General features: G+C 72.7%; 28 protein-coding genes. 15 read left to right on the forward strand and 13 right to left on the reverse strand.

Features of this window, described 5'->3' with window-relative positions; genetic code table 11:
• The first annotated feature begins 95 nt into the window (after positions 1-95).
• The 3 genes from OG373_RS32145 (at position 96) to OG373_RS32155 (ending at position 3,109) form a co-directional block, all read left to right on the forward strand.
• Entirely contained in the window at positions 96-1,679 is a 1,584-nt protein-coding gene (locus OG373_RS32145) for an ABC transporter substrate-binding protein (protein ID WP_397734182.1), read from the forward strand.
• Between the two features lie 123 nt (positions 1,680-1,802).
• Positions 1,803-2,471 (forward strand): uracil-DNA glycosylase, encoded by a 669-nt coding sequence (locus tag OG373_RS32150; protein ID WP_030009790.1) that lies wholly within the window; start codon positions 1,803-1,805, stop codon positions 2,469-2,471.
• Positions 2,472-2,566: 95 nt separating this feature from the next.
• Positions 2,567-3,109, forward strand: a complete 543-nt coding sequence (locus tag OG373_RS32155) for a hypothetical protein (RefSeq protein ID WP_405444276.1) — start codon at positions 2,567-2,569, stop codon at positions 3,107-3,109.
• A 62-nt stretch (positions 3,110-3,171) separates the two neighbouring features.
• Here the strand turns inward: OG373_RS32155 and OG373_RS32160 are convergent, their stop codons facing one another.
• Both OG373_RS32160 and OG373_RS32165 read right to left on the reverse strand, forming a co-directional pair.
• The gene (locus OG373_RS32160) at positions 3,172-3,711 is read right to left on the reverse strand and encodes a hypothetical protein (RefSeq protein WP_405441880.1); all 540 of its coding nucleotides are present in this window, start codon (positions 3,709-3,711) and stop codon (positions 3,172-3,174) included.
• Between the two features lie 81 nt (positions 3,712-3,792).
• Complete coding sequence (locus OG373_RS32165; protein ID WP_405441881.1) at positions 3,793-4,317, reverse strand: DinB family protein; 525 nt, start codon at positions 4,315-4,317, stop codon at positions 3,793-3,795.
• Positions 4,318-4,402: 85 nt separating this feature from the next.
• Between OG373_RS32165 and OG373_RS32170 the strand changes: the two genes are divergently transcribed.
• Positions 4,403-5,308, forward strand: coding sequence for a Gfo/Idh/MocA family protein (locus tag OG373_RS32170; RefSeq protein WP_405441883.1), 906 nt, complete (start codon positions 4,403-4,405; stop codon positions 5,306-5,308).
• Here OG373_RS32170 and lnt read toward each other — a convergent pair.
• The 5 genes from lnt to OG373_RS32195 form a co-directional block, all read right to left on the reverse strand.
• Positions 5,253-6,830, reverse strand: a complete 1,578-nt coding sequence (gene lnt / locus OG373_RS32175) for an apolipoprotein N-acyltransferase (RefSeq protein WP_405441885.1) — start codon at positions 6,828-6,830, stop codon at positions 5,253-5,255. The two genes, OG373_RS32170 and lnt, sit on opposite strands and share 56 nt — an antisense overlap.
• 67 nt (positions 6,831-6,897) lie before the next feature.
• Positions 6,898-7,365 (reverse strand): nuclear transport factor 2 family protein, encoded by a 468-nt coding sequence (locus OG373_RS32180; protein ID WP_405441886.1) that lies wholly within the window; start codon positions 7,363-7,365, stop codon positions 6,898-6,900.
• A gap of 69 nt (positions 7,366-7,434) precedes the next feature.
• Positions 7,435-7,611, reverse strand: a complete 177-nt coding sequence (locus OG373_RS32185; RefSeq protein WP_181382610.1) for a hypothetical protein — start codon at positions 7,609-7,611, stop codon at positions 7,435-7,437.
• 114 nt (positions 7,612-7,725) lie between these two features.
• Positions 7,726-8,604 carry an undecaprenyl-diphosphate phosphatase gene (locus OG373_RS32190; protein WP_405441887.1) on the reverse strand — a complete coding sequence of 293 codons (879 nt, stop codon included), beginning with the start codon at positions 8,602-8,604 and terminating at the stop codon, positions 7,726-7,728.
• 48 nt (positions 8,605-8,652) lie between these two features.
• Positions 8,653-9,381 carry a TVP38/TMEM64 family protein gene (locus OG373_RS32195; protein ID WP_405441888.1) on the reverse strand — a complete coding sequence of 243 codons (729 nt, stop codon included), beginning with the start codon at positions 9,379-9,381 and terminating at the stop codon, positions 8,653-8,655.
• A gap of 49 nt (positions 9,382-9,430) precedes the next feature.
• Here OG373_RS32195 and OG373_RS32200 point away from each other — a divergent pair, with 49 nt between their 5' ends.
• The 4 genes from OG373_RS32200 (at position 9,431) to OG373_RS32215 (ending at position 13,475) form a co-directional block, all read left to right on the forward strand.
• Positions 9,431-10,147, forward strand: a complete 717-nt coding sequence (locus tag OG373_RS32200; protein ID WP_405441889.1) for a DNA alkylation repair protein — start codon at positions 9,431-9,433, stop codon at positions 10,145-10,147.
• A gap of 252 nt (positions 10,148-10,399) precedes the next feature.
• Positions 10,400-11,581, forward strand: coding sequence for an elongation factor Tu (gene tuf / locus OG373_RS32205; protein ID WP_405441891.1), 1,182 nt, complete (start codon positions 10,400-10,402; stop codon positions 11,579-11,581).
• A gap of 147 nt (positions 11,582-11,728) precedes the next feature.
• Positions 11,729-12,583, forward strand: a complete 855-nt coding sequence (locus OG373_RS32210; RefSeq protein WP_405441893.1) for a patatin-like phospholipase family protein — start codon at positions 11,729-11,731, stop codon at positions 12,581-12,583.
• Between the two features lie 100 nt (positions 12,584-12,683).
• On the forward strand, positions 12,684-13,475 hold the full coding sequence (locus OG373_RS32215; protein WP_405444277.1) for a spermidine synthase: 792 nt from the start codon (positions 12,684-12,686) through the stop codon (positions 13,473-13,475).
• A gap of 57 nt (positions 13,476-13,532) precedes the next feature.
• Here the strand turns inward: OG373_RS32215 and OG373_RS32220 are convergent, their stop codons facing one another.
• Together OG373_RS32220 and OG373_RS32225 are read right to left on the reverse strand one after the other, a co-directional pair.
• On the reverse strand, positions 13,533-14,882 hold the full coding sequence (locus OG373_RS32220) for an MFS transporter (RefSeq protein ID WP_405441894.1): 1,350 nt from the start codon (positions 14,880-14,882) through the stop codon (positions 13,533-13,535).
• Positions 14,883-14,952: 70 nt separating this feature from the next.
• Positions 14,953-15,987: a hypothetical protein gene (locus tag OG373_RS32225; protein ID WP_405441895.1), complete on the reverse strand. Its 1,035-nt coding sequence runs from the start codon at positions 15,985-15,987 to the stop codon at positions 14,953-14,955.
• Between the two features lie 96 nt (positions 15,988-16,083).
• Between OG373_RS32225 and OG373_RS32230 the strand changes: the two genes are divergently transcribed.
• The 4 genes from OG373_RS32230 (at position 16,084) to OG373_RS32245 (ending at position 20,180) form a co-directional block, all read left to right on the forward strand.
• A complete protein-coding gene (locus tag OG373_RS32230; RefSeq protein WP_189973593.1) occupies positions 16,084-16,536 on the forward strand; it encodes a DUF4442 domain-containing protein in 453 nt (150 codons plus the stop codon).
• A gap of 78 nt (positions 16,537-16,614) precedes the next feature.
• Positions 16,615-16,815 (forward strand): type II toxin-antitoxin system VapB family antitoxin, encoded by a 201-nt coding sequence (locus OG373_RS32235; RefSeq protein WP_405441896.1) that lies wholly within the window; start codon positions 16,615-16,617, stop codon positions 16,813-16,815.
• Positions 16,816-16,930: 115 nt separating this feature from the next.
• On the forward strand, positions 16,931-19,441 hold the full coding sequence (locus OG373_RS32240; protein ID WP_405441897.1) for a beta-glucosidase: 2,511 nt from the start codon (positions 16,931-16,933) through the stop codon (positions 19,439-19,441).
• A gap of 58 nt (positions 19,442-19,499) precedes the next feature.
• Positions 19,500-20,180 (forward strand): DedA family protein, encoded by a 681-nt coding sequence (locus OG373_RS32245; protein WP_405441898.1) that lies wholly within the window; start codon positions 19,500-19,502, stop codon positions 20,178-20,180.
• A gap of 121 nt (positions 20,181-20,301) precedes the next feature.
• Here OG373_RS32245 and OG373_RS32250 read toward each other — a convergent pair whose 3' ends face one another.
• Positions 20,302-20,847, reverse strand: coding sequence for a gamma carbonic anhydrase family protein (locus OG373_RS32250; protein WP_405441899.1), 546 nt, complete (start codon positions 20,845-20,847; stop codon positions 20,302-20,304).
• 138 nt (positions 20,848-20,985) lie between these two features.
• Between OG373_RS32250 and OG373_RS32255 the strand changes: the two genes are divergently transcribed.
• A complete protein-coding gene (locus OG373_RS32255; protein ID WP_405441900.1) occupies positions 20,986-21,732 on the forward strand; it encodes an acyltransferase in 747 nt (248 codons plus the stop codon).
• Between the two features lie 15 nt (positions 21,733-21,747).
• Here the strand turns inward: OG373_RS32255 and OG373_RS32260 are convergent, their stop codons facing one another.
• The gene (locus OG373_RS32260) at positions 21,748-22,614 is read right to left on the reverse strand and encodes an EamA family transporter (RefSeq protein ID WP_405441902.1); all 867 of its coding nucleotides are present in this window, start codon (positions 22,612-22,614) and stop codon (positions 21,748-21,750) included.
• Positions 22,615-22,719: 105 nt separating this feature from the next.
• Between OG373_RS32260 and OG373_RS32265 the strand changes: the two genes are divergently transcribed.
• The gene (locus OG373_RS32265; RefSeq protein WP_405444279.1) at positions 22,720-23,358 is read left to right on the forward strand and encodes a helix-turn-helix domain-containing protein; all 639 of its coding nucleotides are present in this window, start codon (positions 22,720-22,722) and stop codon (positions 23,356-23,358) included.
• A 7-nt stretch (positions 23,359-23,365) separates the two neighbouring features.
• On the opposite strand, the gene OG373_RS32270 is transcribed toward OG373_RS32265, so the two are convergent.
• Positions 23,366-23,770 carry a CoA-binding protein gene (locus OG373_RS32270; RefSeq protein ID WP_405441903.1) on the reverse strand — a complete coding sequence of 135 codons (405 nt, stop codon included), beginning with the start codon at positions 23,768-23,770 and terminating at the stop codon, positions 23,366-23,368.
• A gap of 114 nt (positions 23,771-23,884) precedes the next feature.
• Complete coding sequence (locus OG373_RS32275) at positions 23,885-24,412, reverse strand: hypothetical protein (protein WP_405441904.1); 528 nt, start codon at positions 24,410-24,412, stop codon at positions 23,885-23,887.
• 41 nt (positions 24,413-24,453) lie between these two features.
• Between OG373_RS32275 and OG373_RS32280 the strand changes: the two genes are divergently transcribed.
• On the forward strand, positions 24,454-25,080 hold the full coding sequence (locus OG373_RS32280; RefSeq protein ID WP_397734226.1) for a YigZ family protein: 627 nt from the start codon (positions 24,454-24,456) through the stop codon (positions 25,078-25,080).
• The last annotated feature ends 69 nt before the right edge of the window (positions 25,081-25,149 follow it).

The following is a 25,149-nucleotide window of genomic DNA, read 5'->3' on the forward strand; positions in this document are numbered from 1 at the left end:
GGAACCGGTCAAGTGCCTCACGAAACCACCCCATTGGATTCGTGAGGCACTGCGGTAGGGTCTGCCGCACCCCTGGCTGATCGAGGAGCGTGCACGTGTTCAACCGGACCAGATGCCTGCAGATCACTGCGGCCCTTGCGTCCATATCCCTGCTCGCCGGATGCGGCCTGCTGTCGGAGGACGACGGCAACGATATGAAGAGGATCGTTGTCGGTACCACGAGCGCACCGAGCACCCTCGATCCCGCGGCCGCGTGGGACGGTTCCTGGGAGCTGTACCGGAACGTCTACCAGACCCTGCTGGCCTTCCCGACGGGCTCCAGCAAGCCCCAGCCCGACGCGGCCCAGAACTGCGAGTTCACGGACGCGGCGAGCCAGGCCTACCGCTGCACCCTGCGCAAGGGGCTGAAGTTCTCCAACGGAGAGCCGCTCGACTCCAAGGCGGTCAAGCACTCCCTCGACCGGATCAAGACCATCGGCTCCAACGTCGGCCCCAAGGGGCTCTTCGGCACCCTCGACAAGATCGAGACCCCGGACGCGCTGACCGTCGTCTTCCACCTGAACACCTCGGACGCCACCTTCCCGTACGTCCTCGGCTCGCCCGCCGCCTCGCTCGTCGCGCCCAAGGACTACCCGGCCGACAAGGTCCGCGAGGGCGACAAGATCACCGGCTCCGGCCCGTACGTGCTCGACTCGTACAAGGACGGCGCCGAGGCGGTCCTCACCAAGAACCCCGGCTACACCGGCTTCGCCAACCGCCGCAACGGCGCGGTGACCATCCGCTACTTCGCGGACTCCCCGAAGATGGTCGCCGCGCTGAAGGCGAAGGAGATCGACGCCACCTACCGAGGCCTGTCGGCCGCGGAGATCACGGACCTGCAGACCCCCGCGTCGCACGACCTGGGCGTCCAGGTCGTCGAGAACGTCGGCGCCGAGATCCGCTACCTGGTCTTCAACCCCAAGGACCCGGCGGTCGCCAAGCTCCCGGTCCGCCAGGCGATCGCGCAGATCGTCGACCGCGGGGCCCTGGTCTCCAAGGTCTACCACGGCACCGCCGAGCCGCTGTACTCGATGGTTCCCAAGGGGGTCGTCGGCCACAAGACGCCCTTCTACGACAAGTACGGCGGCGCGGACGTCGCCAAGGCCAAGAAGATCCTCAAGGACGCCGGGATCACCCAGCCGGTCGAGCTGACCTTCTGGTACACCACCGACCGGTACGGCTCCTCCACCGCCGACGAGTTCACCGAACTCAAGCGGCAGCTCGACGAGAGCCTGCTCTTCAAGATCACCCTGCGCAGTCAGCCCTGGAAGACCTTCCAGGCCGGCTACAAGACCGGTGAGTACCCGATCTTCGGCCGCGGCTGGTTCCCCGACTTCCCGGACCCGGACAACTTCATCGCGCCGTTCGTCGGCAAGGAGAACGCGGTCGGTACCCCGTACGAGCCGGCCGAGATCCTGACCGACCTGCTGCCCAAGTCCCGCCGCGAGGGCGACCGCTCGGCCGGCGTCCAGGAGTTCGAGCGGGCGCAGCAGATCTTCGCCGAGGACGTCCGGCTGCTGCCCCTGTGGCAGGGCAAGCTGTACGTCGCCGCACGCGAGGACATCGCGGGCGCCGAGCGGGCGCTGGACCCGCAGACCGCCATGCAGATGTGGGAGCTGTACCGCAAGACCAGCTGGTAGCCACGGCATCGACGCGTCGGCCGCCCGGGCAGTTACCGGGCGGCCGACGCGTTGTCAGTGGGCCCCGGTAGGTTCTTGAGCAGTTGCACCGAACTTGTACCGGAGGTTGTCGCCGTGACCCAGATGCTGCCCGAGTCCTGGCTCCCCGTCCTCGGCGGGGAGCTGGACCAGCCCTACTTCAAAGAGCTCACCGAGTTCGTCGAGAAGGAACGGGCGAACGGGCCGGTCTACCCGCCCCGCGAGCAGGTGTTCGCGGCCCTGGAGGCCACGCCCTTCGACCGGGTGAAGGTGCTCGTCCTCGGCCAGGACCCGTACCACGGCGCCGGCCAGGGCCACGGCCTCTGCTTCTCCGTGCAGCCGGGGGTCAAGACCCCGCCGTCGCTGCGCAACATCTACAAGGAGATGAAGGAGGAGCTCGACCTGCCGATCCCGGACAACGGGTACCTGATGCCGTGGGCCGAGCAGGGTGTCCTGCTGCTCAACGCGGTGCTCACGGTCCGGGAGGCCGAGCCCAATTCGCACAAGGGCAAGGGCTGGGAGAAGTTCACCGACGCCGTGATCCGCGCGGTGTCCGAGCGTCCCGACCCGGCCGTCTTCGTCCTCTGGGGCGCCTACGCACAGAAGAAGCTCCCGCTGATCGACGAGGAGCGGCACGTGGTCGTCAAGGGCGCCCACCCCTCCCCGCTGTCGGCCAAGAAGTTCTTCGGGTCCCGGCCCTTCACGCAGATCAACGAGGCCATCGCCGCCCAGGGACATGAGCCGATCGACTGGCGGATCCCGAACCTCGGCTGACGTCCCCCCGCGCCTCGGCGCCATTGCCGGTGCCTCCGGCTAGCTTCTTGATGATCAGACCGGAGCAGGTCTGGCAGAGCAAGCCGGAGGCCGCCGTGACGGAGCAGCAGGAGGCGTCGGAGGACGCCGTCATGACCAGGATCGGCCAGGCGGTCATCCTGCTGCACGCCGGGGACCGTGAGGAGGCCCGCAATCGGCTCGGCGACATCTGGGCCGAGATCGGCGAGGAGGGCGACTCGCTGCACCGGTGCACGCTGGCCCACTACATGGCCGACGCCCAGGACGATCCGGCCGACGAGCTGGCCTGGGACCTCCGGGCCCTGACCGCCGCCGCCGACGTCCAGGGTGACGGACCCGGGACCGGGCCGCCCCGGGACGGGCGGCCCGCGCAGCAGGAGCCGCATCAGGCGATGCGCGTGTTCTACCCGTCCCTGCACCTCAGCCTGGCCGCCGACTACGTGAAACTGCGGCGGCCGGAGGCGGCCCGGGTCCACCTGGCGCGGGCCCGCGCCGCCACCGGCGTGCTGGCCGACGACGGGTACGGGAACGGCGTACGGGCCGCGATCGCCCGGCTGGAGCGGAGCCTGGCCGCGGAACCGGGGGCCGCACCCCCGCCGTTCCCGGAACAGTCCCCGTAGACCCGTAGACCCGTAGACCCGTAGACCCTGTGAATCCCGTGGATCCGTAGGCCTGCGGGAGCTCAGTCCGCGTGGGCGCCGGCGCAGATACGGGCCTCCGGGCTGTCGGGGTGCCAGCGTCCGTGCCTTCGGCCCAGCGCGCACACGTCGGCCGGCCGCACCGGCAGCTTCCGGATCAGCTCGCGCTCCACCTCGGCGTCGGGCCGGGACCGCTGGGGACGGCCGCCGGGCCGCCCGGAGACCGACTCGGCGGCCCGCCGCGGCTCCGGGATGTCCGGGACCGGCGGCGCCTCCTGTACCGCCCCGCCCGAGCCGCCCGGCAGCGGGCGCTGTGCGGACCTCTGGGCGGGCGCCGGGGCCGCCGGGGCCCCGGGCCGCTCCGGGGCCGCCTCCACCGCCTCCAGCGCCTCCAGGGCCGGTGCCCGGACGGCCACGGGCGCGGCCCCCGGCCCGCCGCGCGGCTCGTGGCGGGGCGGTACCCCGGCGGTGGGAGCCGTCGCCGGCTGCACGGGTCCGGGGCTCACATTCACACAGCCGGAGACCGCCGAGACGGCGCAGGCGACTCCGAGCAACAGCCTTGTCGTGGTTCGGGTTGGATGCACTCGCGCAACTCTGCTGTGCGAGGACCCCGTTGCGAAAACCCGCGGCCGATATTCACCCCGCACGGGTGACGGCCACACCCGCTAATCGCCGGTGGCGCCGTCTATCTGCTCGCGCAGCAGGTCCGCATGGCCGTTGTGGCGTGCGTACTCCTCGATCATGTGGGTGTAGACCCAGCGCAGGCTGAACACCTCGCCGCGGTGGTGGCTCTCGGCCCGCGACACCGTGTCCAGCGAACGGCCCGCGGCGGCCTGACGCGCGAGTTCGACCTCGGTCTGCCAGACCTGCTCGACCTCGGCCCAGGTGTCCTTCTCGGTGACGTGGAAATCGCCGTCCGGGTCCTCGCTCGTGCAGTACAGCTCGGGGAGGTCCTCGCCCAGCGTGATCTCCCGGAACCAGTACCGCTCCACCTCCGCCATGTGGCGTACGAGGCCCAGGAGGCTCAACTCGGAGGGCGCGAGCGGGGTGCGGCGCAGCTGCTCGTCCTGGAGCCCCTCGCACTTCCAGACGAGGGTGGAGCGGTGGTAGTCGAGCCATCCGTCCAGCATGTCCCGCTCGTCGGCGGTGGTGGCGGGTTCGTTGCGGTGTGATCCAGAACTGGAGGTCATGGGGCTCATCCTCGGCGAACGGAGCCCCCACCACCAGGGATTAAGCTGCGGGAGATCCCATAAGGAACGAACCTGGAGGCGCCCGGTGAAGGTCGGCTGCATCGGACTCGGCGACATCGCGCAGAAGGCGTACCTTCCCGTCCTCACCACCCGCCCGGGCATCGAGCTGCACCTGCAGACCCGTAACCCCGCCACGCTGGCCGATGTCGGCGACACCCACCACGTGCCGGCCGCGCGCCGGCACGCCGATCTCGACGCGCTCCTCGCCGAAGGGCTCGACGCGGCCTTCGTGCACGCCGCGACCGTGGCCCACCCCGAGATCGTCACACGGCTGCTGGAGGCCGGCGTACCCACGTACGTGGACAAGCCGCTCGCCTACGAGATCGCGCAGTCGCGGCAGCTGGTCGAACTGGCCGAGGAGCGCCGCGTCTCGCTCGCCGTCGGCTTCAACCGCCGCTACGCGCCCGGCTACGCGCAGTGCGCCGACCATCCCCGCGAGCTGATCGTCATGCAGAAGAACCGGGTCGGTCTGCCGGAGGAGCCGCGCACGCTGGTGCTGGACGACTTCATCCACGTCGTCGACACCCTGCGCTTCCTGCTGCCCGGCGAGGCCGAGCACGTCGACGTCCGGGCGGTGGTGCGCGAGGGGCTGATGCACCAGGTGGTGCTCCAGCTGTCCGGCGCGGGCTTCACCGCCCTCGGCATCATGAACCGCCTGTCGGGCTCCACCGAGGAGATCCTGGAGGTCTCCGGCCGCGACACCAAGCGGCAGGTCGTCAACCTCGCGGAGGTCATCGACCACAAGGGCCAGCCGACCGTGCGGCGCCGCGGCGACTGGGTCCCGGTCGCCCGCCAGCGCGGCATCGAACAGGTGGTCGACCACTTCCTGGCGGCCGTCACGACGGGCAGCACGCTCAGCGCCCGCGACGCGCTGCTCACCCACGAGCTGTGCGAGAAGGTGGTGGGCTCGGCTCTGGCGCAGGCCTCCTGAGCGCACGGCTGCCCGCCACCGCGCAGTACACGGCGAGCGCGGCGAGGGCGGCGGCCGGCGGCCAGTCCCCGAAGCGGACGTAGAGGGTCGTGCCCCGGGCGAGCGGGACCTCGTACACCGCCGCCGTGCTCGCGGAGGTGGGCAGTGCGGCGCCGATCCGCTCGCCGGACGGGCCGTGCACCACGCTGATGCCCGTGAGCGTGGCGTGCACCATCGGGCGGCCGTTCTCCGCGGCCCGCAGCGCGGCCAGCGAGGCGTGCTGGGCCGGGGCCCAGCTCTCCTGGAACGAGGAGGTCGCCGACTGGGCGACAAGCAGGGAGGCCCCGTCGAGCGTGAGGCGCCGGCTCATGTCGGGGAAGGCCGACTCGAAGCAGACCAACGGGCCCAGGCGGACGGAGGTGCCCGCCGTGCGCCCGCCCGGCCGTCCGGGCAGGTCCATGACCACCGGGGCGTCACCGCGCACCCGGTCCTCGCCCGCGGCCCGGCCCACCGAGGTGGCCCAGCCGAACAGCGCACGGGCCGGGACGTACTCCCCGAAGGGAACGAGCCGCATCTTGTCGTACCGGTCGCCGGTGGGGCCCTGCGGACCCACCAGCACCGCGCTCTTGTAGATGCCCGGGCGGTCCGCCCGCCGCGCGTCCACGTTCACCAGCAGCGGAGCCCCGACCTCCGCCGACAGCGCCGCCAGCCGCCGGGCCAGGTCCGGGCGGGCCGTCAGGTCCTCCCCGACGCTGCTCTCGCCCCACACCACCAGGTCGACCCGCTCCCCGGCCAGCGGCCGCGTCAGCCGCTCCCCGATGGCGAACCGGCGCTCCACACTGTCCGGGCCGTCCGCCACCGGGCCCGGCTGTACGACGGCCACGCGCAGCCGGCCCGACTCCGCAGGCCGCGCCGCCCACACCCACACCGCCCCCGTCAGCACCGCGCACCCGGTCATGCCGGCCACCGCCGGGAGCCGCGCGCCCGGCACCGCGACCAGCAGCACCAGCGCGCAGTTCACCGCCACCACCAGCAGGCTGACCAGCCACACGCCGCCCACCGAGGCCAGCCGCAGGGCGGGCGCCACCTGCCACTGGCTGGCCCCCAGCAACCCCCACGGCCCGCCCAGCCCCTGCCAGGACCGCACCAGCTCCGACAGCAGCCACCCCGCCGGTACGAGGACGAGCGCGCACCAGGCCCGGCCCGCGGCCGGGACCCCGCCGAGGAACTCCCGCACCAGAAGGGCCCAGGGGATCCAGAGCAGCCCGAGCAGCGCGGCCACCGGGATCAGGAACACGTGCAGGCTGGGCAGCAGCCAGTGGTGGACGGCCAGGATGAAACCGGCGCCGCCGAGCCAGCCCTCCAGGGCCGCCCGCCGCCCGGTGGGGGCCGACCGCAGCAGCAGCATCCAGGGCACGAGGGCGACGTAGGCGAACCACCAGAGCGCGGGGGCGGGGAAGGCGAGCGCGGGCAGCGCCCCCGCGGCGACGGCGGCGGGCGCACGCCATCGAGGGGACCACCACCGCATGCCCGTCGTGATCATGGCGCGCCTCCGCTTCCAGTGTGGCAGTGCCGGACGTCCGGGCCGAGTCGAGCGGCATCCGCCCGGCTCAGGCGGACATGTGCCGCCACTTCTCGTGCACGGTGACGCGGGTGAGCCGCCAGCCGTCCCGGGTGCGGGCCAGCGCGAAGGTGTACCGGCCGGCGGCGACGAAATTCGGCGCGGTGACCTCGGGGTCGGCGTCCGGCCCGGCCAGCCGCATCGGGTTGAGGAAGTCCGCCCGGACCTGGGCGCTGTCCCCGGGCGAGCCGCCCACGTCCTCCAGCCGGATCAGCCGATTGACGATCAGGTGCTGGCGCACGGGGAAGAGCGTCATGGTCTGCGCCAGCCAGTCCGCCACCTCCGCCACCGGGCCCTTGATTCCGCCCGCCGTGCTGTAGTCGACCCGCCCGCCGGCGGTGAACAGGGCCCGGTAGGCGGCCCAGTCCCCGTCATCGACGGCAACCGCGTAGCCCGTGACCACCTCGTCGATCGCCAGCCGGTCCATCACCGTCGCGAGATCCACACGCTGAGTCATCGGGTCAGTGTGGGGCCGGTCGGGCGCGAGGCCAAGGGCCGTGCGCCCACCGGCTCCTCCCGCGGGCGGTCAGTGACCGGAACGGGACTCCCGCTGCCGGACCACGACGAGGAACGCGTCGCTGTCCAGGTCCATGACCACCTCGGCCGGCACGCCCTCGCGCATCCGCTGTGCCGCGTACTCCTCGGCGGGCCAACTTCCGCGCGGACTTCCGGCGGGAAATCGCTCCAGCACCACTCGACCCATGGGGCACCCCCTGCTGTTTGCCTTCCGCTCTCTTCAGGCACAACGACGCGCAGGCCGCCCGGGAACGTTCCCGAGCGGCCTGCGGTTCACGCGAAGTGGTGGAACGGGGTCCCGCTAGGAGCCGGACTCACCCGCGTGCGGGCTCAGCACGTCCGTGCCGATCAGCACGAACAGCAGGATGCCCAGGAGGATCCGGTAGATCACGAAGGGCATGAAGCTCTTGGTCGAGATGAACTTCATGAACCACGCGATCACGACGTAGCCCACGAAGAAGGCGATGACCGTCGCGAAGATCGTCGGCCCCCAGGAGATGTGACCCGGGTTCTCCACCACGTCCTTGATCTCGAACGCCCCCGAGGCCAGCACGGCCGGGATCGCGAGGAGGAAGGAGTAGCGGGCCGCGGCCTCGCGGGTGAAGCCGAGCAGCAGACCGCCGGAAATGGTGGCGCCGGACCGGGAAACACCCGGGATCAGGGCCATCGCCTGGCAGAGACCGAAGATCAGACCGTCCTTGACGCCCAGCTCCTGGAGCGTCTTGCGCTCGCGGATGGCGCGGTGCCGGCCGCCCTCCTCGTCGCGGGCGGCCAGCCGGTCGGCGATGCCGAGCACGATGCCCATCAGGATCAGGGTGGTGGCCGTCAGCCGCAGGTCACGGGCCGGGCCCACGATCGCGTCCTTGAAGACGAGGCCGAGGATGCCGATCGGCAGCGATCCGACGATCACCAGCCAGCCCATCTTGGCGTCCTGTTCGGAGCGCAGGGCCTTCGTGTACAGGGAGCGGAACCAGGTGGAGATGATCCGCGCGATGTCCTTGCGGAAGTAGATCAGCACGGCGGCCTCGGTGCCGATCTGGGTGATCGCGGTGAAGGCCGCTCCTGGGTCGTGCCAGCCGGCGAACGCCGCGGTCAGCCGCAGGTGGGCGCTGGAGGAGATCGGGAGGAACTCCGTAAGCCCCTGGACGAGACCGAGGATTAGGGATTCGAACCAGCTCATGTCGGGGTGCGCTCGTCCTTGTGATCGTCGGGCAGTTCGCGTCCGATGCTAGGGCCCGTGCGAAGCGCCACTGACCACAGGGGGGTGCTGGGGCGTCAGTTCGGACACCCGATCCCCGGTTCGAGCGGGTGCCAGGCGGTGCCGCTTGCGCCATCCGACGATCGCACCGCCCACCACGGAGAGGAGGATGAAGCCGAACGAGAAGAGGAACGCGGGCGATCCGGGGGAGGAGGCGCTGGCCCCCGCGATCACGTACGCGGCCGTGTTCGGGACGACGCCGACCGCGGTGGCGAGGAGGAAGGGGCCCCAGCCGCACCGCGACACCGCGGCGCAGTAGTTGGCCACCACGAACGGCACTCCGGGGAAGAGCCGGACGGCGAGCATCGAGCGGAAACCGTGCCGGCTGAGCTGGCCGTCGGCCGCCTGGAGCCAGCGTCCGCGCAGGAACGGCCGCAAAGCCTCCTGGCCCATGATCCGGCCCAGTCCGAAGGAGATCGCGGCGCCGAGCACGGTGCCGCCGACCGCCGCGACAAGGCCGAACTGGGAGCCGAAGAGGGCTCCCGCGGCCAGATTGAGCAGGGGGCGCGGCACGAGGGCGGCCGTGCACACACCGTACGCGGCTGCGAACAGCAGGACCGCCGTGCCCACCGGGAGCCCCGGGGGCCAGCCCTCCGAGAGGATGCGCTGGGGCTGGTACAGCAGCACGCACACGCCGGCCGCCACGAGCAGCACGACGAGCAGCGACAGCCGGGCCCACGGCGCGAGGAGGAGGGACATCCCGGGAGACTAGCCGACGTATGCGGCGTCCCGCCGTAATCTGGGCCTCATGCTGTCGAACGACCGGCGACCCCCGCGAGTTCCCCGCAGCGCCCTCGCGGACACCCTGATGGAGCGACTGCCCGGGGCGTACGGGGCGGCCGCCGATCCCGTGAGGGCCCGGGCCATGGCCGCGTACATGAAGGACGTCGCGCCCTTCCTCGGCATCCCCACCCCGCTGCGCCGCGACCTGTCGAGGACCGTGACGAAGGACACTCCGAAACCCTCCGAGTCGGACTGCGCGGCGCTCGCGCTGCGCTGCTGGCTGCTCCCGGAACGTGAGTACCACTACTTCGCCGTGGACTACCTGCGCCGCCACGTCGCCCGCTGCTCGTCCGGCTTCCTGCCGGTGGCCCGGCACCTGATCGTCACCGTCCCCTGGTGGGACACCGTCGACCTGCTGGCCGCGCACACGGTCGGCCCGCTGGTGGCCGCCGATCCGCGGCTCGCGGCCGTGATGGACGAGTGGATCGAGGACGAGAACCTCTGGCTCGCCCGCACCGCCCTGCTCCACCAGCTCCGCTTCAAGGCCGCCACCGACAGCGGACGGCTCTTCGACTACTGCCGCCGCCGGGCCGGCCACCCGGAATTCTTCCTGCGCAAGGCGATCGGCTGGGCCCTGCGGGAGTACGCGAAGACGGATCCGGAGGCCGTGCGCGCCTTCGTCGAGGCCGAACGCGGCACCCTGGCCCCTCTGTCCGTGCGCGAGGCGCTCAAGAACCTCTGAGCGTGAGGTAATCCATTCGACGCGTCCCTGACCGTCCGGCAGGATCAGTGGCATGAACCGGTACGCCTTCCTCGCAGCGCCGTCCGCAGTCGCGGACGCGCCGAAGGCTGCCGAATTTGCAGGCGCACCTGTCTTCGCCGCATTCGACGGCGCACGAAGCTGACCCTTCCCGGATCGTCCGGCGGACCCCGCAGGGGGAGGGTCGGCTCGGCCTCGGGGTCCCGTTCCAGCTTCCGGACACGGGAATGAATCATGGCCAAGACGGCCTTCGTGCGCACCAAGCCGCACCTCAACATCGGCACCATGGGTCACGTCGACCACGGCAAGACCACCCTCACCGCCGCCATCACCAAGGTCCTCGCCGAGAGCGGCGGCGCCTCCTTCGTGCCGTTCGACCGCATCGACCGGGCTCCCGAGGAGTCCCGCCGAGGCATCACGATCAACCTCACGCACGTCGAGTACGAGACCGGCACCCGGCACTACGCCCATGTGGACATGCCCGGCCACGCCGACTACATCAAGAACATGGTCACCGGCGCCGCCCAACTCGACGGGGCGATCCTCGTCGTCTCCGCGCTCGACGGGGTCATGCCACAGACCGCCGAGCACGTGCTCCTCGCCCGCCAGGTCGGTGTCGACCACATCGTGGTGGCGCTCAACAAGGCCGACGCCGGCGACCCCGAGCTGACCGACCTGGTCGAGCTGGAGGTCCGCGAGCTGCTCACCGCGCACGGCTACGGCGGCGACAGCGCGCCGGTCGTACGGGTTTCCGGGCTCGGCGCGCTGGAGGGCGACCCGCGGTGGACGGAGGCGATCCGGGCGCTGCTGGACGCGGTGGACACGTACGTGCCGACCCCGGTGCGCTACACGGACGCGCCGTTCCTGCTGCCGGTGGAGAACGTGCTGACCATCACCGGGCGCGGGACCGTCGTGACCGGAGCCGTCGAGCGGGGCACCGTCCGCCTCGGGGACCACGTGGCGATCCTCGGCGGCGACGGCGCGCCCGCCCTGACGGTCGTCACCGGACTGGAGACCTTCGGCAAGCCGATGGAGTCCGCCGAGGCCGGGGACAACGTCGCACTGCTGCTGCGCGGAGTGCCGCGCGACGGCGTGCGCCGCGGGCACGTGGTGGCCGCGCCCGGCAGTGTGATCCCGCGGCGCAGGTTCACCGCGCAGGTGTACGTGCTCTCCGGGCGCGAGGGCGGACGTACGACACCGGTCGCCAGCGGCTACCGGCCGCAGTTCTACATCCGCACCGCCGACGTGGTGGGGGACGTGGACCTGGGCGAGGCCGCCGTGGCCCGGCCCGGGGAGACGGTCACGATGACCGTCGAGCTCGGCCGGGACGTCCCGCTGGAGTCCGGGCTCGGCTTCGCGATCCGCGAGGGCGGGCGGACCGTCGGCGCGGGGACGGTGACTGCGGTGCTGGGCTGATCCGGGGCCGCTCCCGGGCCTGATCCCGGTCCGATCAGGGTCCGATCCGGGTCCTGATCCCGGTCCGATCCGGACCCACTGTGGTGACGGCAGGACGGCTGAGCCAGACTGCCGTCACCACAGGCGCGATCGAAGGGGCGGGCGGAGATGGGCGGCGACACGGCACTGGTGCTCGGCGGCGGGGGACTGACCGGCGTGGGCTGGGAGTGCGGAATCCTCTACGGGCTCGCCCGCGCGGGCGTGGACCTCACCACCGCCGACCTGGTCGTCGGCACGTCCGCGGGTTCCGTGGTCGGTGCCCAGCTCACCTCCGGGCTGCTCACCGCGCAGGAGCTGTACGAGCGCCAGCTCGGCGACCCCGCCGGGGAGGTCGCGGCGAAACTGGGGGCGGGCCTCGTCGCCCGGTACGCCGTCGCGATGGTGGGCTCTCGCACCGGGACGGCCTACCGGCAGCGGATCGGCGCCATGGCGCTGGCCGCCGACACCGGCCCGGAGACGGAGCGGCGCAAGGTCCTGGCCGCCCGGCTGGTTTCGCACGAGTGGCCCGAGCGGCGGCTCGTCGTCACGGCGGTGGACGCGCTCAGCGGTGAACTCAAGGCGTTCGACCGGGGGAGCGGCAGCGGACTCGTCGACGCCGTCTCGGCGAGCTGCGCCGTGCCCGGGGTGTGGCCGCCGGTGACGGTCGGCGGGCGCCGTTTCATCGACGGCGGGATCTGCTCCGCCACCAACGCCGATCTGGCCGAGGGCTACGCGCGCGTGGTGATCGTCGCCCCGCTGTCGCTCGGCTCCAAGCTGGTTCCCTCGCCCTCGGCACAGGCCGAGCGGCTCCGGGCGGCTGGGGCACGGGTGCTGCTGATCACCCCCTCGGCCGCCGCCCGCAAGGTCTTCGGGCGCAACGTGCTGGATCCGGCGCGGCGGGACCCGGCGGCGCGGGCGGGCCTGGCGCAGGCCGCGGAGCACGTGCGGGAGGCGACGGAGGTCTGGTCGGGCCGGGCGGCCTGAGGCCCGCCCGGAACCGCCCGGGCTCCTGCCGGACAATGGAGCGGTGAGCGACGAACAGATCCCGGTCGTCCGGGACGTGGGCCAGGGCACCGCCAAGCTGATGCCGGACGTGGACCGGGAGCGGGCCTGGCTGCTGACCGTCGACGGGGCCCCGCAGTCGTACGTGGACCTGGACGATCCGCAGCACCTGGAGTTCGAGTACGTACGCCGCCTCGCGCACGTCCTGGACTGCGCGGCCGAGCCGGGGCTCGCGCTGGACCTGCTGCACCTCGGCGGCGGCGCGCTCACCCTGCCGCGCTATGCCGCGGCGACCCGGCCCGGATCCCGGCAGGCGGTCGTCGAGTTCGACGCGGGCCTGGTGGAGCTGGTGGCCGAGCACCTGCCGCTCGCGGCGGGCTCCGGTGTCACGGTGCACACGGCCGACGCCCGCGCCTGGCTGGAGGCGGCGCCCGCGGGGAGCGCGGACGTGGTGGTGGCCGATGTGTTCGGCGGCTCGCGGGTGCCCGCGCAGCTGACGTCGGTGGAGTACGCGCGGGCGGCCGCGCGGGTGTTGCGGCCCGGCGGGCTGTACGCGGCGAACCTGGCCGACGGGGCGCCCTTCGACTTCCTGCGGGCGCAGGTGGCCAACTTCGCGGAGGTGTTCCCGGAGCTGGCGCTGGTCGCGGAGCCCGCGGTGCTGCGGGGCAGGCGGTTCGGGAACGCCGTGCTGCTGGCCTCCGACGCCCCGCTGGAGGTGGGGGCGCTGGCCCGGCGGTGCGCGGGCGACGCGTTTCCCGCCCGGGTGGAGTTCGGGGACGGGCTGGCACGGTTCAGGAAGGGCGCGACGCCCGTGGCCGATGCGGACGCGGCCCCTTCACCGGCGCCGCCGGAGGGCGCGTTCAGCCTGGGGTGAGCGGCCGGCGCCCGGCGGGCATCAGGGACCGGGCGGCGGCCGGAAGCCAGGCGTGCGTCAGAGGCCGGTGGGAGCCTGTTCGGCCGGTGCCGGTGCCGGTGCCGGCACCGGCACCGGTGTCTCCGGTGCAGTGGCCGTGGCCGGCGCAATGGTCTTGCCGTGCGCCCTGCGGGTCATGCGGCGGACGTCCGGGACCAGCAGCACGAGGGCGGTGGGCACGACGACCAGGACCGCGCACCCCCACAGCGCCTGGGTGCGCCCGAACGCCGCTTCGGCCGGTCCGGCCAGGGCGGTGGCCAGCGGCAGCATCGACACCGAGCCGAACCAGTCGTAGGCGGTGACCCGGGAGAACTTCTCCTCCGGGATCTCCTGGTGCATCGCGGTCATCCAGTTCACGCCGAACACCTCTATCGCGGCGCCGCTGATGAGCATCACCACGCACAGCCCCCACACGGGCAGCGGCACCGCCAGCCCCGCCGAGGGCAGCGCCAGCGGGAACACGCACAGGGTGCCGACCAGCAGCAGCCGGCGCGGCTTCCACGCCATCATCAGGACGGCCCCGGCGATGGTGCCGACTCCGAAGAAGGCCAGGGCCAGCCCCCAGGGCGCGGACCCGCCCAGTTGGTCACGGGCGACCAGCGGCCCGTAGACCGCGTCGGCAGCGCCGACGACGGCGACGACGACGGAGAACTGGAGCACGATGCTCCACAGCCAGGGGCGGGTCCTGACCTCCACCCAGCCCTCGCGCAGATCGGAGAGCAGGCCGCCGCCGGGAGCCCGGTCGGGGACGTGGCTGACGTCGAGGAAGGCACGCAGGGCGCCGGCGACCGCGAAGGCCGCCGCGTCGGCGGCCAGGACCCAGCCCGGGCCGATCGCGGCGATCATCGCTCCGCCGAGGGCCGCGCCGCCGATGCCGGCGCCGTTCATCGCCATGCGGAAGAGGGCGAAGGCACGGTTGGCGTGTTCTCCGGAGACCGTGGAGAGCAGCATGCCCTCGGCGGCGGGGTTGAAGAAGGCCGTTCCGGTGCCGCACAGGGCCGTCAGCAGCATCATCTGCCACAGCTGGGGTTCGCCGGTGAGCACCAGGAGGGCGAAGGCGGCCTGCGAGAGGCAGTTCAGGGCGTTGGCCGCGACCATCACGCGGTGGCGGGGCACCCGGTCGGCGACCGCGCCGCCGATGAGCAGGAAGAGGACGAGCGGCAGCGTGCGGGCCGCCGCGACCAGGCCGACGTCGCCGCCGGATCCGCCGGCCTCCATGACCGCGAAGGCGGCCGCGATGAGCGCTCCGTGGCTCCCCAGGTTCGTGATGATCGCCGCACCCGTGAGCAGGCTGTAATTGCGGCCGGCCCAGGCGGGGCGGCGGCGGTTCGCGGGCGTTCGGGGTGCTGCGGTGCGGGGAGAACTCACCCCCGGACTATCCCCGCCCCGGGCCGAGAATCCAAAACGGAAACCCGACCCGGGACACGGGACGCGGGGATCACGGAGTGGTGAGCCGGATGGAGCTGAGGACCTTGTCGGTGATGTCGGTTCCGACCTCGTCCTTCACACCGGCCGCGCTGATGAGCACGAAGCTGGCGAAGTCACCGGTGGCGTTCTTGAAGGCGAAGCCGACCGCCTTGCCGTCGGTGGAGCACTTGTGCTCCTTCTTCACGCCCGTGGCGGTCGCCACCACCATGTGGCCCTTGATGCCGGAGGCGGTCGTGAGTTCCTTGGGGTCGGTCACCTTGACCGTGCCCTTGGGCTCCTTCTGCGCGAAGGCGGCCCACACCCACGTGCCGGTGTTGTCGGTCGCCGCCTGCGCGGTGTCCTTGGCGCCCTGTGCGCCCTTGACGCCGGCGTCGCCGACCGAGAACTTCTCGACCCGGCCGTCGGCGTCCTTGTCGAAGGTGCACCACTCCTCCTTGAGAGTGGCGGTTCCGGACATGGTGATGACGGGCTTGCCGTCCTTCTTGACCTCGTCCTCGAAGAAGAGGGACACGCCGGAGTCGTTGACGTTCCACTCGGGGGGCACGTCGTAGCTGACGCCGTACTTCGTGTTGACGACGACCTTCCAGCCCGGGATGACGGGCTGGGCGTTGCCGCCGGCCCGCGGGTTCGGGCTGCTGCCGGCCGGGGCGGGAGCCTCGGAGGCCGGCGCCGAGGGGCTGGCCGGCGGCTTGTCGTTGGCCTCGGTCTTCTTGTCGTCCCGGGTCAGGACGAACGCGCCGGTCGCGGCGGCCGCCACGACGACCGCGGCCGCCGCGACGATGGCCACGGTCTTGGTCGAGTACGGGCTTCCGCCGGCCGCCTGAGGTGCCTGAGGTGCCTGGGGCGGCTGGGGAGGGCCCCACTGCTGGCCGGGAGCGCCCTGGGGCTGCTGGTACCCCGGCTGCTGCGGGTATCCGTAACCGGGCTGCTGCTGGTACGGGTTCGGCTGCTGCCCCGGCTGTCCCGGCTGCTGCTGGTACGGGTTCTGATGCGCGTCCTGAGGGTTCTGTTCGCCCCCGGGCGGCTGCTGCTGTCCTGGCCACATGGCCGGTAACGATAGTGGTCGTGGCCGTGGGGAGCCACGGCCGCCCCCGTGGGAGCTCTGGCCAACCGGGACTACTCGTGGGTAACATCGCGCTTCATGAGCGCAGACCAGATGAACGTGGGCGAACTGCTCGCCGCGACCGTGCCGATGGCCCGGACCCTGAACCTCCAGTTCCTGGAGACCACCCCCGAGCGCGCGGTCGTCCGGCTCCCGGACCAGCCCGACTACCACAACCACGTCGGCGGCCCCCACGCCGGCGCCATGTTCACCCTCGCCGAGTCCGCGAGCGGCGCGATCGTCCTGGCCGCCTTCGGCGACCAGCTCTCGCGCGCCGTGCCGCTCGCCGTGAAGGCCGAGATCGGCTACAAGAAGCTCGCCAAGGGCGTCGTGACCGCCACCGCCACCCTCGGCCGCCCGGCCGCGGAGGTCGTCGCCGAACTCGACGCAGGCGGCCGCCCCGAGTTCCCCGTCACCATCGCCATCCAGCGCGAGGACGAGGCCGTGACGGGCGAGATGACCGTCGTCTGGACCCTGCGCCCCAACGCGTAGCGACAGCCGTAAGCCAACGGCTGCCTCCACGGGCCACCACGGCCTAGAGTCCCTCGCACGACGACGGAGGGAACGCCCGTGGCCAAGGTCAACATCAGCCTCGATGCCGAGCTCGTGGTGGAGGTGATGGTGCTCGCCGGGGTCGGCTCGCCGCAGGACGCGGTGGAGGCCGTCGTACGGGACTACATCGCGCGCGGGCACCGCACCGAGGCGCGCGTGCAGCGACAGGACGAGACCCGGCGCGGCGCCGACACCGCGCCGCCGCTGCCGGAGGGCTGAACCTGGGCGCCGCGGTGGCGCGTCTCGGCGGACCCGGCGGGCGCGCGGCGCACAGTGGGCGCGGGAGCGGTCCGGCGCGGGCCGCTCCCGCCGACCCACGCCGCAGGGAGCGCCCATGAGCGAGGCCGTGTCCAGACGTTCCGCGATGCGGCTCATCGCGGCGGCGGGCGCGGCGGGCACGGCCCTCGGCGCCGCCGCCTGCGCACCCGAGGTACCGCCGGGCGCCGCGGCCCCCGAGGCGCCGTCCGCCGCACCACCCGTCGAGGCCAAGGGCGCGGCCCGCGTCGACGCCCTCGTGGAACGCCTCACCCTCGACGAGAAGACCGCCCTGCTGCACGGAGCCCGGGACCCCGCCCCGCTCGGCCAGGCCGGCTACGTGCCCGGCGTACCGCGCCTGGGCATCCCGGCGCTGCGCCTCGCCGACGGACCCGCCGGGGTACGGGTCGCCGAACCGGCCACCGCGCTGCCCGCGCCCGTGCTGCTCGCCTCCGCCTTCGACCCGGCGCTGGCACGCGAGTACGGCCGGGTCATCGGCCGGGAGGGCCGGGCGCTCGGCCAGGACGTCCTGCTGGCCCCCATGGTGAACCTGATCCGCACCCCCTACGCGGGCCGGAACTTCGAGACCTTCGCCGAGGACCCGGGACTGACCGCCGACCTCGTGGGCGAACTGATCCGCGGTATCCAGGACGAGGGACTCATCGCCACCGTCAAGCACTTCGCCCTCAACAACCAGGAGCACGGCCGCGACACCGTCGACGTCATCGCCGCCGAGCGGACCCTCCACGAGACCGAGCTACGGGGCTTCGAGGCCGCAGTGGCGGCCGGCGCGGGCGCCGTCATGGGCGCGTACAACAAGGTCAACGGGGTCCACGCCTGCGAGAGCAAGCCGCTGCTCGACGAACTGCTGCGCGGCAGTTGGGGGTTCGACGGCTGGGTGATGTCCGACTGGGACGCCACCCACAGCACCGTCGCCGCCATCGGCGCCGGCCTCGACATGGAGATGCCCGGCGGCACCCACTTCGGCGGACCGCTGCGCGAGGCGGTGCGCGGTGGCTCCGTGGCGGAAGACGCCGTCGACCTCGCCGTCCACCGGATCCTGGCCACCATGGACCGCTTCGGGCTGCTCGCGGCCCGGCCCGCCGCCCGGCCCCCGTGCGACGCCGCCGCCGGCGCACGGACCGCACGCAAGGTGGCCACCGCCGGTGCCGTACTGCTGCGCAACGAACACGGCACCCTGCCCCTGACCGGCGCCGCCGCCCGCTCGATCGCGGTGATCGGGCCGACCGGCCAGGTGCCCTTCGTCGGCGGCGGTGGCAGCGCGCAGGTGGTCCCCGACGGGGCACCCGCCCCGCTCACCGCCATCCGGCAGCGCGCCGGGAACGGCGCGTCCGTGCGCTACGCCCTCGGCGAGGACGTGTACGGGCGTCCGCTCCCGGCGAAGCTGCTGACCCCGGCCGCCGCCCTGGACGAGCGGGCCGTGGCCCCCGGCCAGGTCTGGACCCACGAGGGGGAGTTCCGCCTCACGGCCGACGACGAGTGGACCCTGCTCGTCCACTACACCGGGAAGCGGCCCGTCGTGCGGCTCGACGGGGAGGAACTGTTCCCCGTCCGGCAGGGCGTGGCCGAGTACTTCGCCGGCGGGCTGCTCGGCTCCGCACCCGACGGGATGAGCGTCCGCCGCCGCACCCTCGCCCTGAAGGCGGGCGCCCACCGGCTCGCCGTGACCGCCGAGGGCGGGGACAAGGGCCAGCGCTTCCGGCTCCGGCACACCACCGGGGCGATCCGCGCCGCGGACCTCGCCGAGGCCGTGCGGACCGCGAAGTCCGCCCGCAGTGTGGTCCTGTTCGCCTACGAGGACGCCACCGAGGGCAGGGACCGGACCTCCCTGGCGCTGCCGGGCGGGCAGGAGCGGCTGATCGAAGCGGTGGCCGCCGCCAACCCCCGTACGACCGTCGTCCTCAACACCTCGTCCAGCACGACCATGCCGTGGCTCCCGCGGACCGGGGCGGTCCTCCAGATGTACTACCCGGGCCAGGAGGGCGGGGGAGCCACCGCCGACCTCCTCTTCGGGGACGTGGACCCCGGAGGCCGCCTCACCCAGACCTTTCCGACCGACGAGCGGGCCACCCCGGTCGGCGGCGACCCGCTGCGCTACCCGGGAGTGAGCGGCCGGCAGGAGTACTCCGAGGGCATTCACGTCGGCCACCGCTGGTACGACGCCCAGCGGGTGACCCCGCTGTTCCCCTTCGGGCACGGGCTCTCGTACACCACCTGGCACTACGAGAAGCTCACCGTCCGGCCCGAGCGCGCAGGGCGGCTGAGGGTGGAGTTCACCGTCCGCAACACCGGCCGCCGCAAGGGCACCGAGGTGGCCCAGGTGTATGTGGGGCCCTGCGCGGAGCTGGAGCTCGACCAGCCGGTGCGCGCACTGGCCGGCTACCGGCGGCTCGTCCTGGCGCCCGGCGAGGCACAGCGGGTCACCGTCGACATCGGTGCGCGGACGCTGTCGTCATGGGACCCGGAGCAGCACGCCTGGGTGCTGGGTTCCGGCCGCCGCGAGGTGTTCGTGGGCCGTTCGTCGCGCGAACTGCCACTGAGGTCCAAGGCGGTCGTGACGAGCCGATAGGCTGCCCGTTCGGCGTGTCACAGGGGGCGCGCCGACGACGACACGGGAGGACGTACCGGTGCACATCCAGGAATGGCTGGAGACGATTCCGGCGGTCAGCATCTATCTCCTGGTGGGTCTGGTCATCGGGCTGGAGAGCCTCGGCATCCCGCTGCCGGGCGAGATCGTCCTGGTCAGCTCGGCGCTGCTGGCCTCGCAGCACGGGGAGATCGACCCCGTGATCCTCGGGCTCTGCGCGATCACCGGGGCGATCGTGGGCGACTCGATCGGCTACGCGATCGGGCGCCGCGGCGGCAAGCCGCTGCTGGACCGGCTGGGCCGGCGCTTCCCCAAGCACTTCGGACCCCAGCAGGTCGCGCTGGCGGAACGCTCCTTCGAGAAGTGGGGCATGTGGGCCGTCTTCTTCGGACGGTTCGTGGCGCTGCTGCGGATCTTCGCCGGGCCGCTGGCGGGCGTGCTGCACATGCCGTACTGGCGCTTCCTGGTCGCCAACGTCCTCGGCGGCATCCTCTGGGCGGGCGGCACCACGGCCGTCATCTACTCGGTCGGGATCGTCGCCGAGCCGTGGCTGAAGCGATTCTCCTGGCTGGCCCTGGGGCTCGCGGTGCTGTTCGGGCTCGTGGTGACGCTGGTGGTGCGCAGCCGGATGAAGAAGGCGGCGCAGGCACTCTCCGTGCCCGCTCCGGCCGGGGCGGAGATCCCGGCCCAGCCGGCGACCCGGACACCGGTCGGCGAGTGACGGCGGACGGACCGGAAGCGGACCGACCGGACGCCGGGGAGCGGGAGCCCGGAGCCCGTGGACCTGCTGGGCGCCGCCCTTCGCGTGGGACTCCCGCCCGGCAAGATCCGGAAGAGACGGCCTAGGCGTCCGGGGTTACCGAGGCGCGGTGCTGCTTGGACAGCTCCGCGTACATCAGGGCGTTGAGCTTGATGCCCTCGCGCTCCTCGTCGGTCAGCTCGCGGCGCACCTTGGCGGGCACGCCCGCGACCAGCGAGCCGGGCGGGACGATCATGCCCTGCGGGACCAGCGCCTGCGCCGCCACCAGGGAACCGGCGCCGATCACCGCACCGTTCAGCACGGTCGCACCCATCCCGATCAGGCAGTCGTCCTCGACCGTGCAGCCGTGCACCACCGCGTTGTGGCCGATGGAGACGCGCTCGCCGATCGAGACGGGGAAGCCGGGGTCCACATGGACCGTGCAGTTGTCCTGCACGTTGCTGTCGGCGCCGAGCGTGATCGGGCCGCAGTCGGCGCGCAGCACCGCCGAGTACCAGATGCTCGCGCCGGCGGCGAGGGTGACGTCGCCGACCACGACCGAGGTGGGAGCCGTGAAGGCCGTCGGGTCGATGTCCGGGTTCTTGCCGCCGACACCCGCCACGAGTGCCTGGGCCGCCTGGTGCGTCATGTTCTCTTCCTCTGTGTCCGTCGTCCGGTTGCCGCGCTAACGGCACCGTAGGCCACGCGTCCCGCCGGACCGGCGATGGGGTGAAGATCACAGGAGTGTGGCCGGGGTGACCGGGGCCCGGCGCACTACCGTGGCCGGGTGCCGAAGAAACAGAACACGTTCTCATCTCTGACGGCCGCGCGCCGCCGGCTGGCGAGCCGCGTGGTCCACACCGGCTGGCGCTGGATGCAACAGGCCGGCGCGGTCACCGCGCAGACCCCGGGGCGGCTCAGGTTCGGTGCGATCGGGGACGGCACCCGGCTCGCCTTCCCGCAGGGCACGGTCTTCGGCGAGCGGTGGATCCGACTCGGCGCGCACTGCATCATCGGCGAGCAGGTCACCCTGACCGCCGGGATGATGCCGGACCTCGACCTGGGCTCCGAGCCGATGCTGGTGCTCGGCGACGGGGTGGTCATCGGCCGGGGCAGTCATGTCATCGCGGACGCCCGCATCACCATCGACTCGAACACCTTCTGCGGTCCCGGGGTCTACATCACGTCCACCAACCACAGTTATGACGACCCGCACGAGCCCGTCGGCCGGCAGTGGCCGCGCAGCGAGCCCGTGGAGATCGGCCCGGGGTGCTGGCTCGGCACCGGCGCGGTGATCCTGCCGGGGGCGCGGCTCGGCCGCAACGTCGTGGTGGCCGCGGGTGCCGTCGTACGGGGCGAGGTGCCGGACCACGCGGTGGTGGCGGGGGCGCCGGCGCGCATCGTGCGGCGCTGGCAGCCGGAGACGGGATGGCAGCCGCCGCTGCGCACGCCCGCGCCGGTGCCGATCCCGGACGGAATGACGCCCGAGCAACTGCGCGGCCTGGCCGAGCTGGCGGAGGCCGAGCACGCCTAGGCAGTGCCCGGCGGGTCAGCCGGCGGCGAGGAGCACCGTTCCGGCGAGGGCCAGGCCCGCGCCTGCCGCCTGGACCGTGCGCAGTCGTTCCTTGAGGACGGCGAAGGCGGCGAGCGCGGTGATCACCGGGTAGAGCGAGGACAGGACGGCGGCCATGGTGACCGGGCCGTTCTGGGCGGCTATGGAGTACGTGCCGTTCGCCGCGACGTCCGCAAGGCCGACAAAGGCCAGGGCGGGCAGCAGCCCCCACAGGACCCGCGGGCCGGTGCCGGCCGGGAGAGCGGGTATGCCGCGCCGGGTCTGCGCCCACAGGGCGGCGCCGCCGACGGTGACATTGGTGACCCGCTGGACGAAGAGCGCGAGGAAGAGCCCGGTCACGGTGGTGGACGCCTCCGCGATCAGGGCCATCACCGCGCCGAAGCCGAAGGCCGCGACCAGGGTGAGGATGACGGCCTGCCGCTGGACGGGCGCGCCGCGCAGCTCGGGGCCACCGGCGAGGACGATGCCGACGACGGCCACCGCGATGCCCGCGAACTGGCCGAGACCGGGCCGCTCGCCCAGCATCAGCCCCGCGGTGACGGGCACGACCACGCCGAGGGAGCCCAGCGGCGAGACCACGCCCATCGGGCCGAGGGCCAGCGCCTTGTAGAAGCTGAGCATGGCGACCGGCCCGACCAGACCCGCGCCGACCGCGAACCACAGCTGCGGCCCGGCCTCCCGCCAGGCGCCGGTGCCCAGGACCACCGCGCCGAGCACGACGACGGCGACGATCTGCGAGACGACGACCACGGTGAGCGCCGGGATCCGGCGGGTCAGCAGCCCGCCGCCGAAGTCGGCGAGCCCCCACAGCACGGCTGTGGCCAGGGCGAAGAGCGCGGTCATGGGGGCCTCGCAGTACAGTGCAGTGAACGCTGGAGTGCAGCATCGAATACAGAACACGTTAGTGCACTCTGTTGGACTGTGTCATCCAAAATATTGGACGGAATGGTGTCGGACCTCGAACAGCTCACCCAGGCGCTCGCCCGGAACCTCAAGCGGTGGCGTGGAGAGCGCGGTTTCACCCTGGACTCCCTGGCGGCCCGCGCGGGAGTGAGCCGCGGGATGATCATCCAGATCGAGCAGGCTCGTACGAACCCCAGCGTCGGCACCACGGTCAGGCTGGCCGACGCGCTGGGCGTCAGCATCTCCGCGCTCCTCGACCACGACCGGGGACCGCAGGTCCGGGTCGTCCCGCCGGACCAGGTCGTCCGGATCTGGTCCAGTGAGGCGGGCAGCTCGACCACGATGCTCATCGGCACCGACGAGCGGGGACCGATGGAGCTGTGGACCTGGCACCTGGTGCCGGGCGAGGGGACGGACTCCGTCCCGCACCCCTCCGGCACCATCGAGATGCTGCACGTCACGGCCGGGGAGCTGACCCTGGTGGTCGGCGAGGAGGAGTTCCGCGTCCCGGCCGGAGCCGCGGCCACCTTCGAGGCCAACCTCGCGCATTCCTACCGCAACGACGGCTCCGTACCGATGGAGATGACCCTCGCGGTGTCGGTTCCCCCGGTCTCGGCGCCGGTGCCCGCGCACGCGCATGCGCACGGGGGCACGGGCGCCGGCGCCGGCGCGTCCGCGGGCTAGCGACGGCCTAGAGCGCCGGGATCTCGATGGCGGGGCAGCGGTCCATGACCATCGCCAGCCCTGCCTCGCGGGTGCGGCCGTACGCGGCTTCGTCGATCACGCCGAGCTGGAACCAGACGGCCTCGGCGCCGACGGCGACAGCCTGGTCGGCCACCGGCCCGGCCAGCTCGCTGTTCACGAAGACGTCCACCACGTCCACCTTGAACGGGATGTCCGCCAGCGAGGCGTAGCCGGGCTCACCGTGCACGGTCTCGGCCTTGGGGTGCACGGGGATCACCCGCTTGCCGAACCGCTGGAGCACGCGCGCCACCCCGTAGGCCGCTCGGTCCTGGTTGTTCGAGAGGCCCACCACGGCCCAGGTGTCGCCGAGCTCGGTGAGGATCTTGCGGATGGTTGCCGGGTCGCCGTACACGTGTGCCGCCTCCTGGTGTTCTCGTCCCCGCCGGCCCCGTGCACTGTTTCCCGCTGCGTCGGACCGGCGCTCAGCCGCATCAACCGAAAACACCCGGGCGCGATTCCCCGCCGGCTACGCCGCTGACGGGTCCACGTTCCAGTCGGGCGGCAGGGCCCCGTCGCAGAAGACACAGACGAAGTCCCCGTCCCGGACGATGTTCAGCTGCCCGCAGGCCGGGCACCGACGGAAGACCACCGCGTGCGTGAAGCCGCCGGGACGCCGGCCGATCCCGGCCGCGTCCAGCGCGTCCGCCACCCCGGGCCACGAGTCGATGTCCGGGCAGTACCCCGTCGACTGGTTGCTCACCGTCCAGACCACCCACCGCCCGGACACCCGCCCGAGGCCCATCTCCCCGGCGCTCAGCACCGAGCCACCGCCCGCGCAGACCACGTGCTCGCTGCGCCGCGGTGCGAGCCGCAGCACACCGGCGGAGTCGACGACGAACGTGAACGGCTCGGACAGCTCCGCCGCCGCCCGGCCCGCGGCCCACTCCTCGAAGTCCGCGGCCGAGCGGATGCTCCGGCCCTCGGTCCCCGGGCGGGCGAGTTCTCTCAGCTCGGCCGGCCCCACGTACCGGTAGCTGCGCCCCCGCGGTTTCACGACCGCCAAGGTAGCCCTTCACCACGGCTTAGGGTGGTGAGGTGAAGGCAGACCAGTACGTGACGGTGGCCCGTGAGGGCGTGCACGAGTCCGAGATCAACCGCTCGCGGTTCCTGTGCTCGCTCGCGCCCGCCGCGACCGAGCAGGAGGCGCAGGACTTCGTCGCGCGCATCCGCAAGGAGCACCCCACCGCCACCCACAACTGCTTCGCCTACGTCGTCGGCGCCGACGCGTCCGTCCAGAAGGCCAGCGACGACGGTGAGCCCGGCGGCACCGCCGGGGTGCCCATGCTGCAGATGCTCATGCGCCGCGACGTCCGCTACGCGGTGGCCGTCGTGACCCGTTACTACGGCGGTGTGAAACTCGGTGCCGGCGGCCTGATCAGGGCCTACGGCGGGGTCGTCGGCGAAGCCCTCGACGAACTCGGCACCGTCACCCGGCGCCGCTACCGGCTGGCCACCGTCACCGTCGACCACCAGCGGGCCGGCAAGACCCAGAACGATCTGCGCTCCACCGGCCGGACCGTGGTGGACCTGCGCTACGGGGCCGCCGTGGAGATCGAGGTCGCCCTCCCCGAGGCCGACCTGCCCGCCTTCGAGGCCTGGCTCGCCGACACCACGGCCGGCAGCGCCGCTCTCACCCTCGGCGGGGAGACGTACGCGCCCTGAGCGACCCCCGGGACGGGTTAGCGTAGAGGGGTTCAGCGAGCGGGAGACGACCAGGGGGAGACGGCATGT

Origin of the sequence: Streptomyces avidinii (assembly GCF_045161815.1) — a bacterium.
In the GTDB taxonomy this organism is placed as follows: Bacteria; Actinomycetota; Actinomycetes; order Streptomycetales; family Streptomycetaceae; genus Streptomyces; species Streptomyces avidinii.

Coding starts and splice junctions, on each gene's coding strand:
- OG373_RS32240 (WP_405441897.1), top strand. CDS start 16,931: ATGAGCGAGGCCGTGTCCAGACGTTCCGCGATGCGGCTCATCGCGGCG.
- OG373_RS32200 (WP_405441889.1), top strand. CDS start 9,431: ATGCTGTCGAACGACCGGCGACCCCCGCGAGTTCCCCGCAGCGCCCTC.
- lnt (WP_405441885.1), bottom strand. CDS start 6,830: ATGATCACGACGGGCATGCGGTGGTGGTCCCCTCGATGGCGTGCGCCC.
- OG373_RS32210 (WP_405441893.1), top strand. CDS start 11,729: ATGGGCGGCGACACGGCACTGGTGCTCGGCGGCGGGGGACTGACCGGC.
- OG373_RS32250 (WP_405441899.1), bottom strand. CDS start 20,847: ATGACGCACCAGGCGGCCCAGGCACTCGTGGCGGGTGTCGGCGGCAAG.
- OG373_RS32230 (WP_189973593.1), top strand. CDS start 16,084: ATGAGCGCAGACCAGATGAACGTGGGCGAACTGCTCGCCGCGACCGTG.
- OG373_RS32195 (WP_405441888.1), bottom strand. CDS start 9,381: ATGTCCCTCCTCCTCGCGCCGTGGGCCCGGCTGTCGCTGCTCGTCGTG.
- OG373_RS32215 (WP_405444277.1), top strand. CDS start 12,684: ATGCCGGACGTGGACCGGGAGCGGGCCTGGCTGCTGACCGTCGACGGG.
- OG373_RS32260 (WP_405441902.1), bottom strand. CDS start 22,614: ATGACCGCGCTCTTCGCCCTGGCCACAGCCGTGCTGTGGGGGCTCGCC.
- OG373_RS32180 (WP_405441886.1), bottom strand. CDS start 7,365: ATGACTCAGCGTGTGGATCTCGCGACGGTGATGGACCGGCTGGCGATC.
- OG373_RS32165 (WP_405441881.1), bottom strand. CDS start 4,317: ATGACCTCCAGTTCTGGATCACACCGCAACGAACCCGCCACCACCGCC.
- tuf (WP_405441891.1), top strand. CDS start 10,400: ATGGCCAAGACGGCCTTCGTGCGCACCAAGCCGCACCTCAACATCGGC.
- OG373_RS32225 (WP_405441895.1), bottom strand. CDS start 15,987: ATGTGGCCAGGACAGCAGCAGCCGCCCGGGGGCGAACAGAACCCTCAG.
- OG373_RS32185 (WP_181382610.1), bottom strand. CDS start 7,611: ATGGGTCGAGTGGTGCTGGAGCGATTTCCCGCCGGAAGTCCGCGCGGA.
- OG373_RS32150 (WP_030009790.1), top strand. CDS start 1,803: ATGCTGCCCGAGTCCTGGCTCCCCGTCCTCGGCGGGGAGCTGGACCAG.
- OG373_RS32190 (WP_405441887.1), bottom strand. CDS start 8,604: ATGAGCTGGTTCGAATCCCTAATCCTCGGTCTCGTCCAGGGGCTTACG.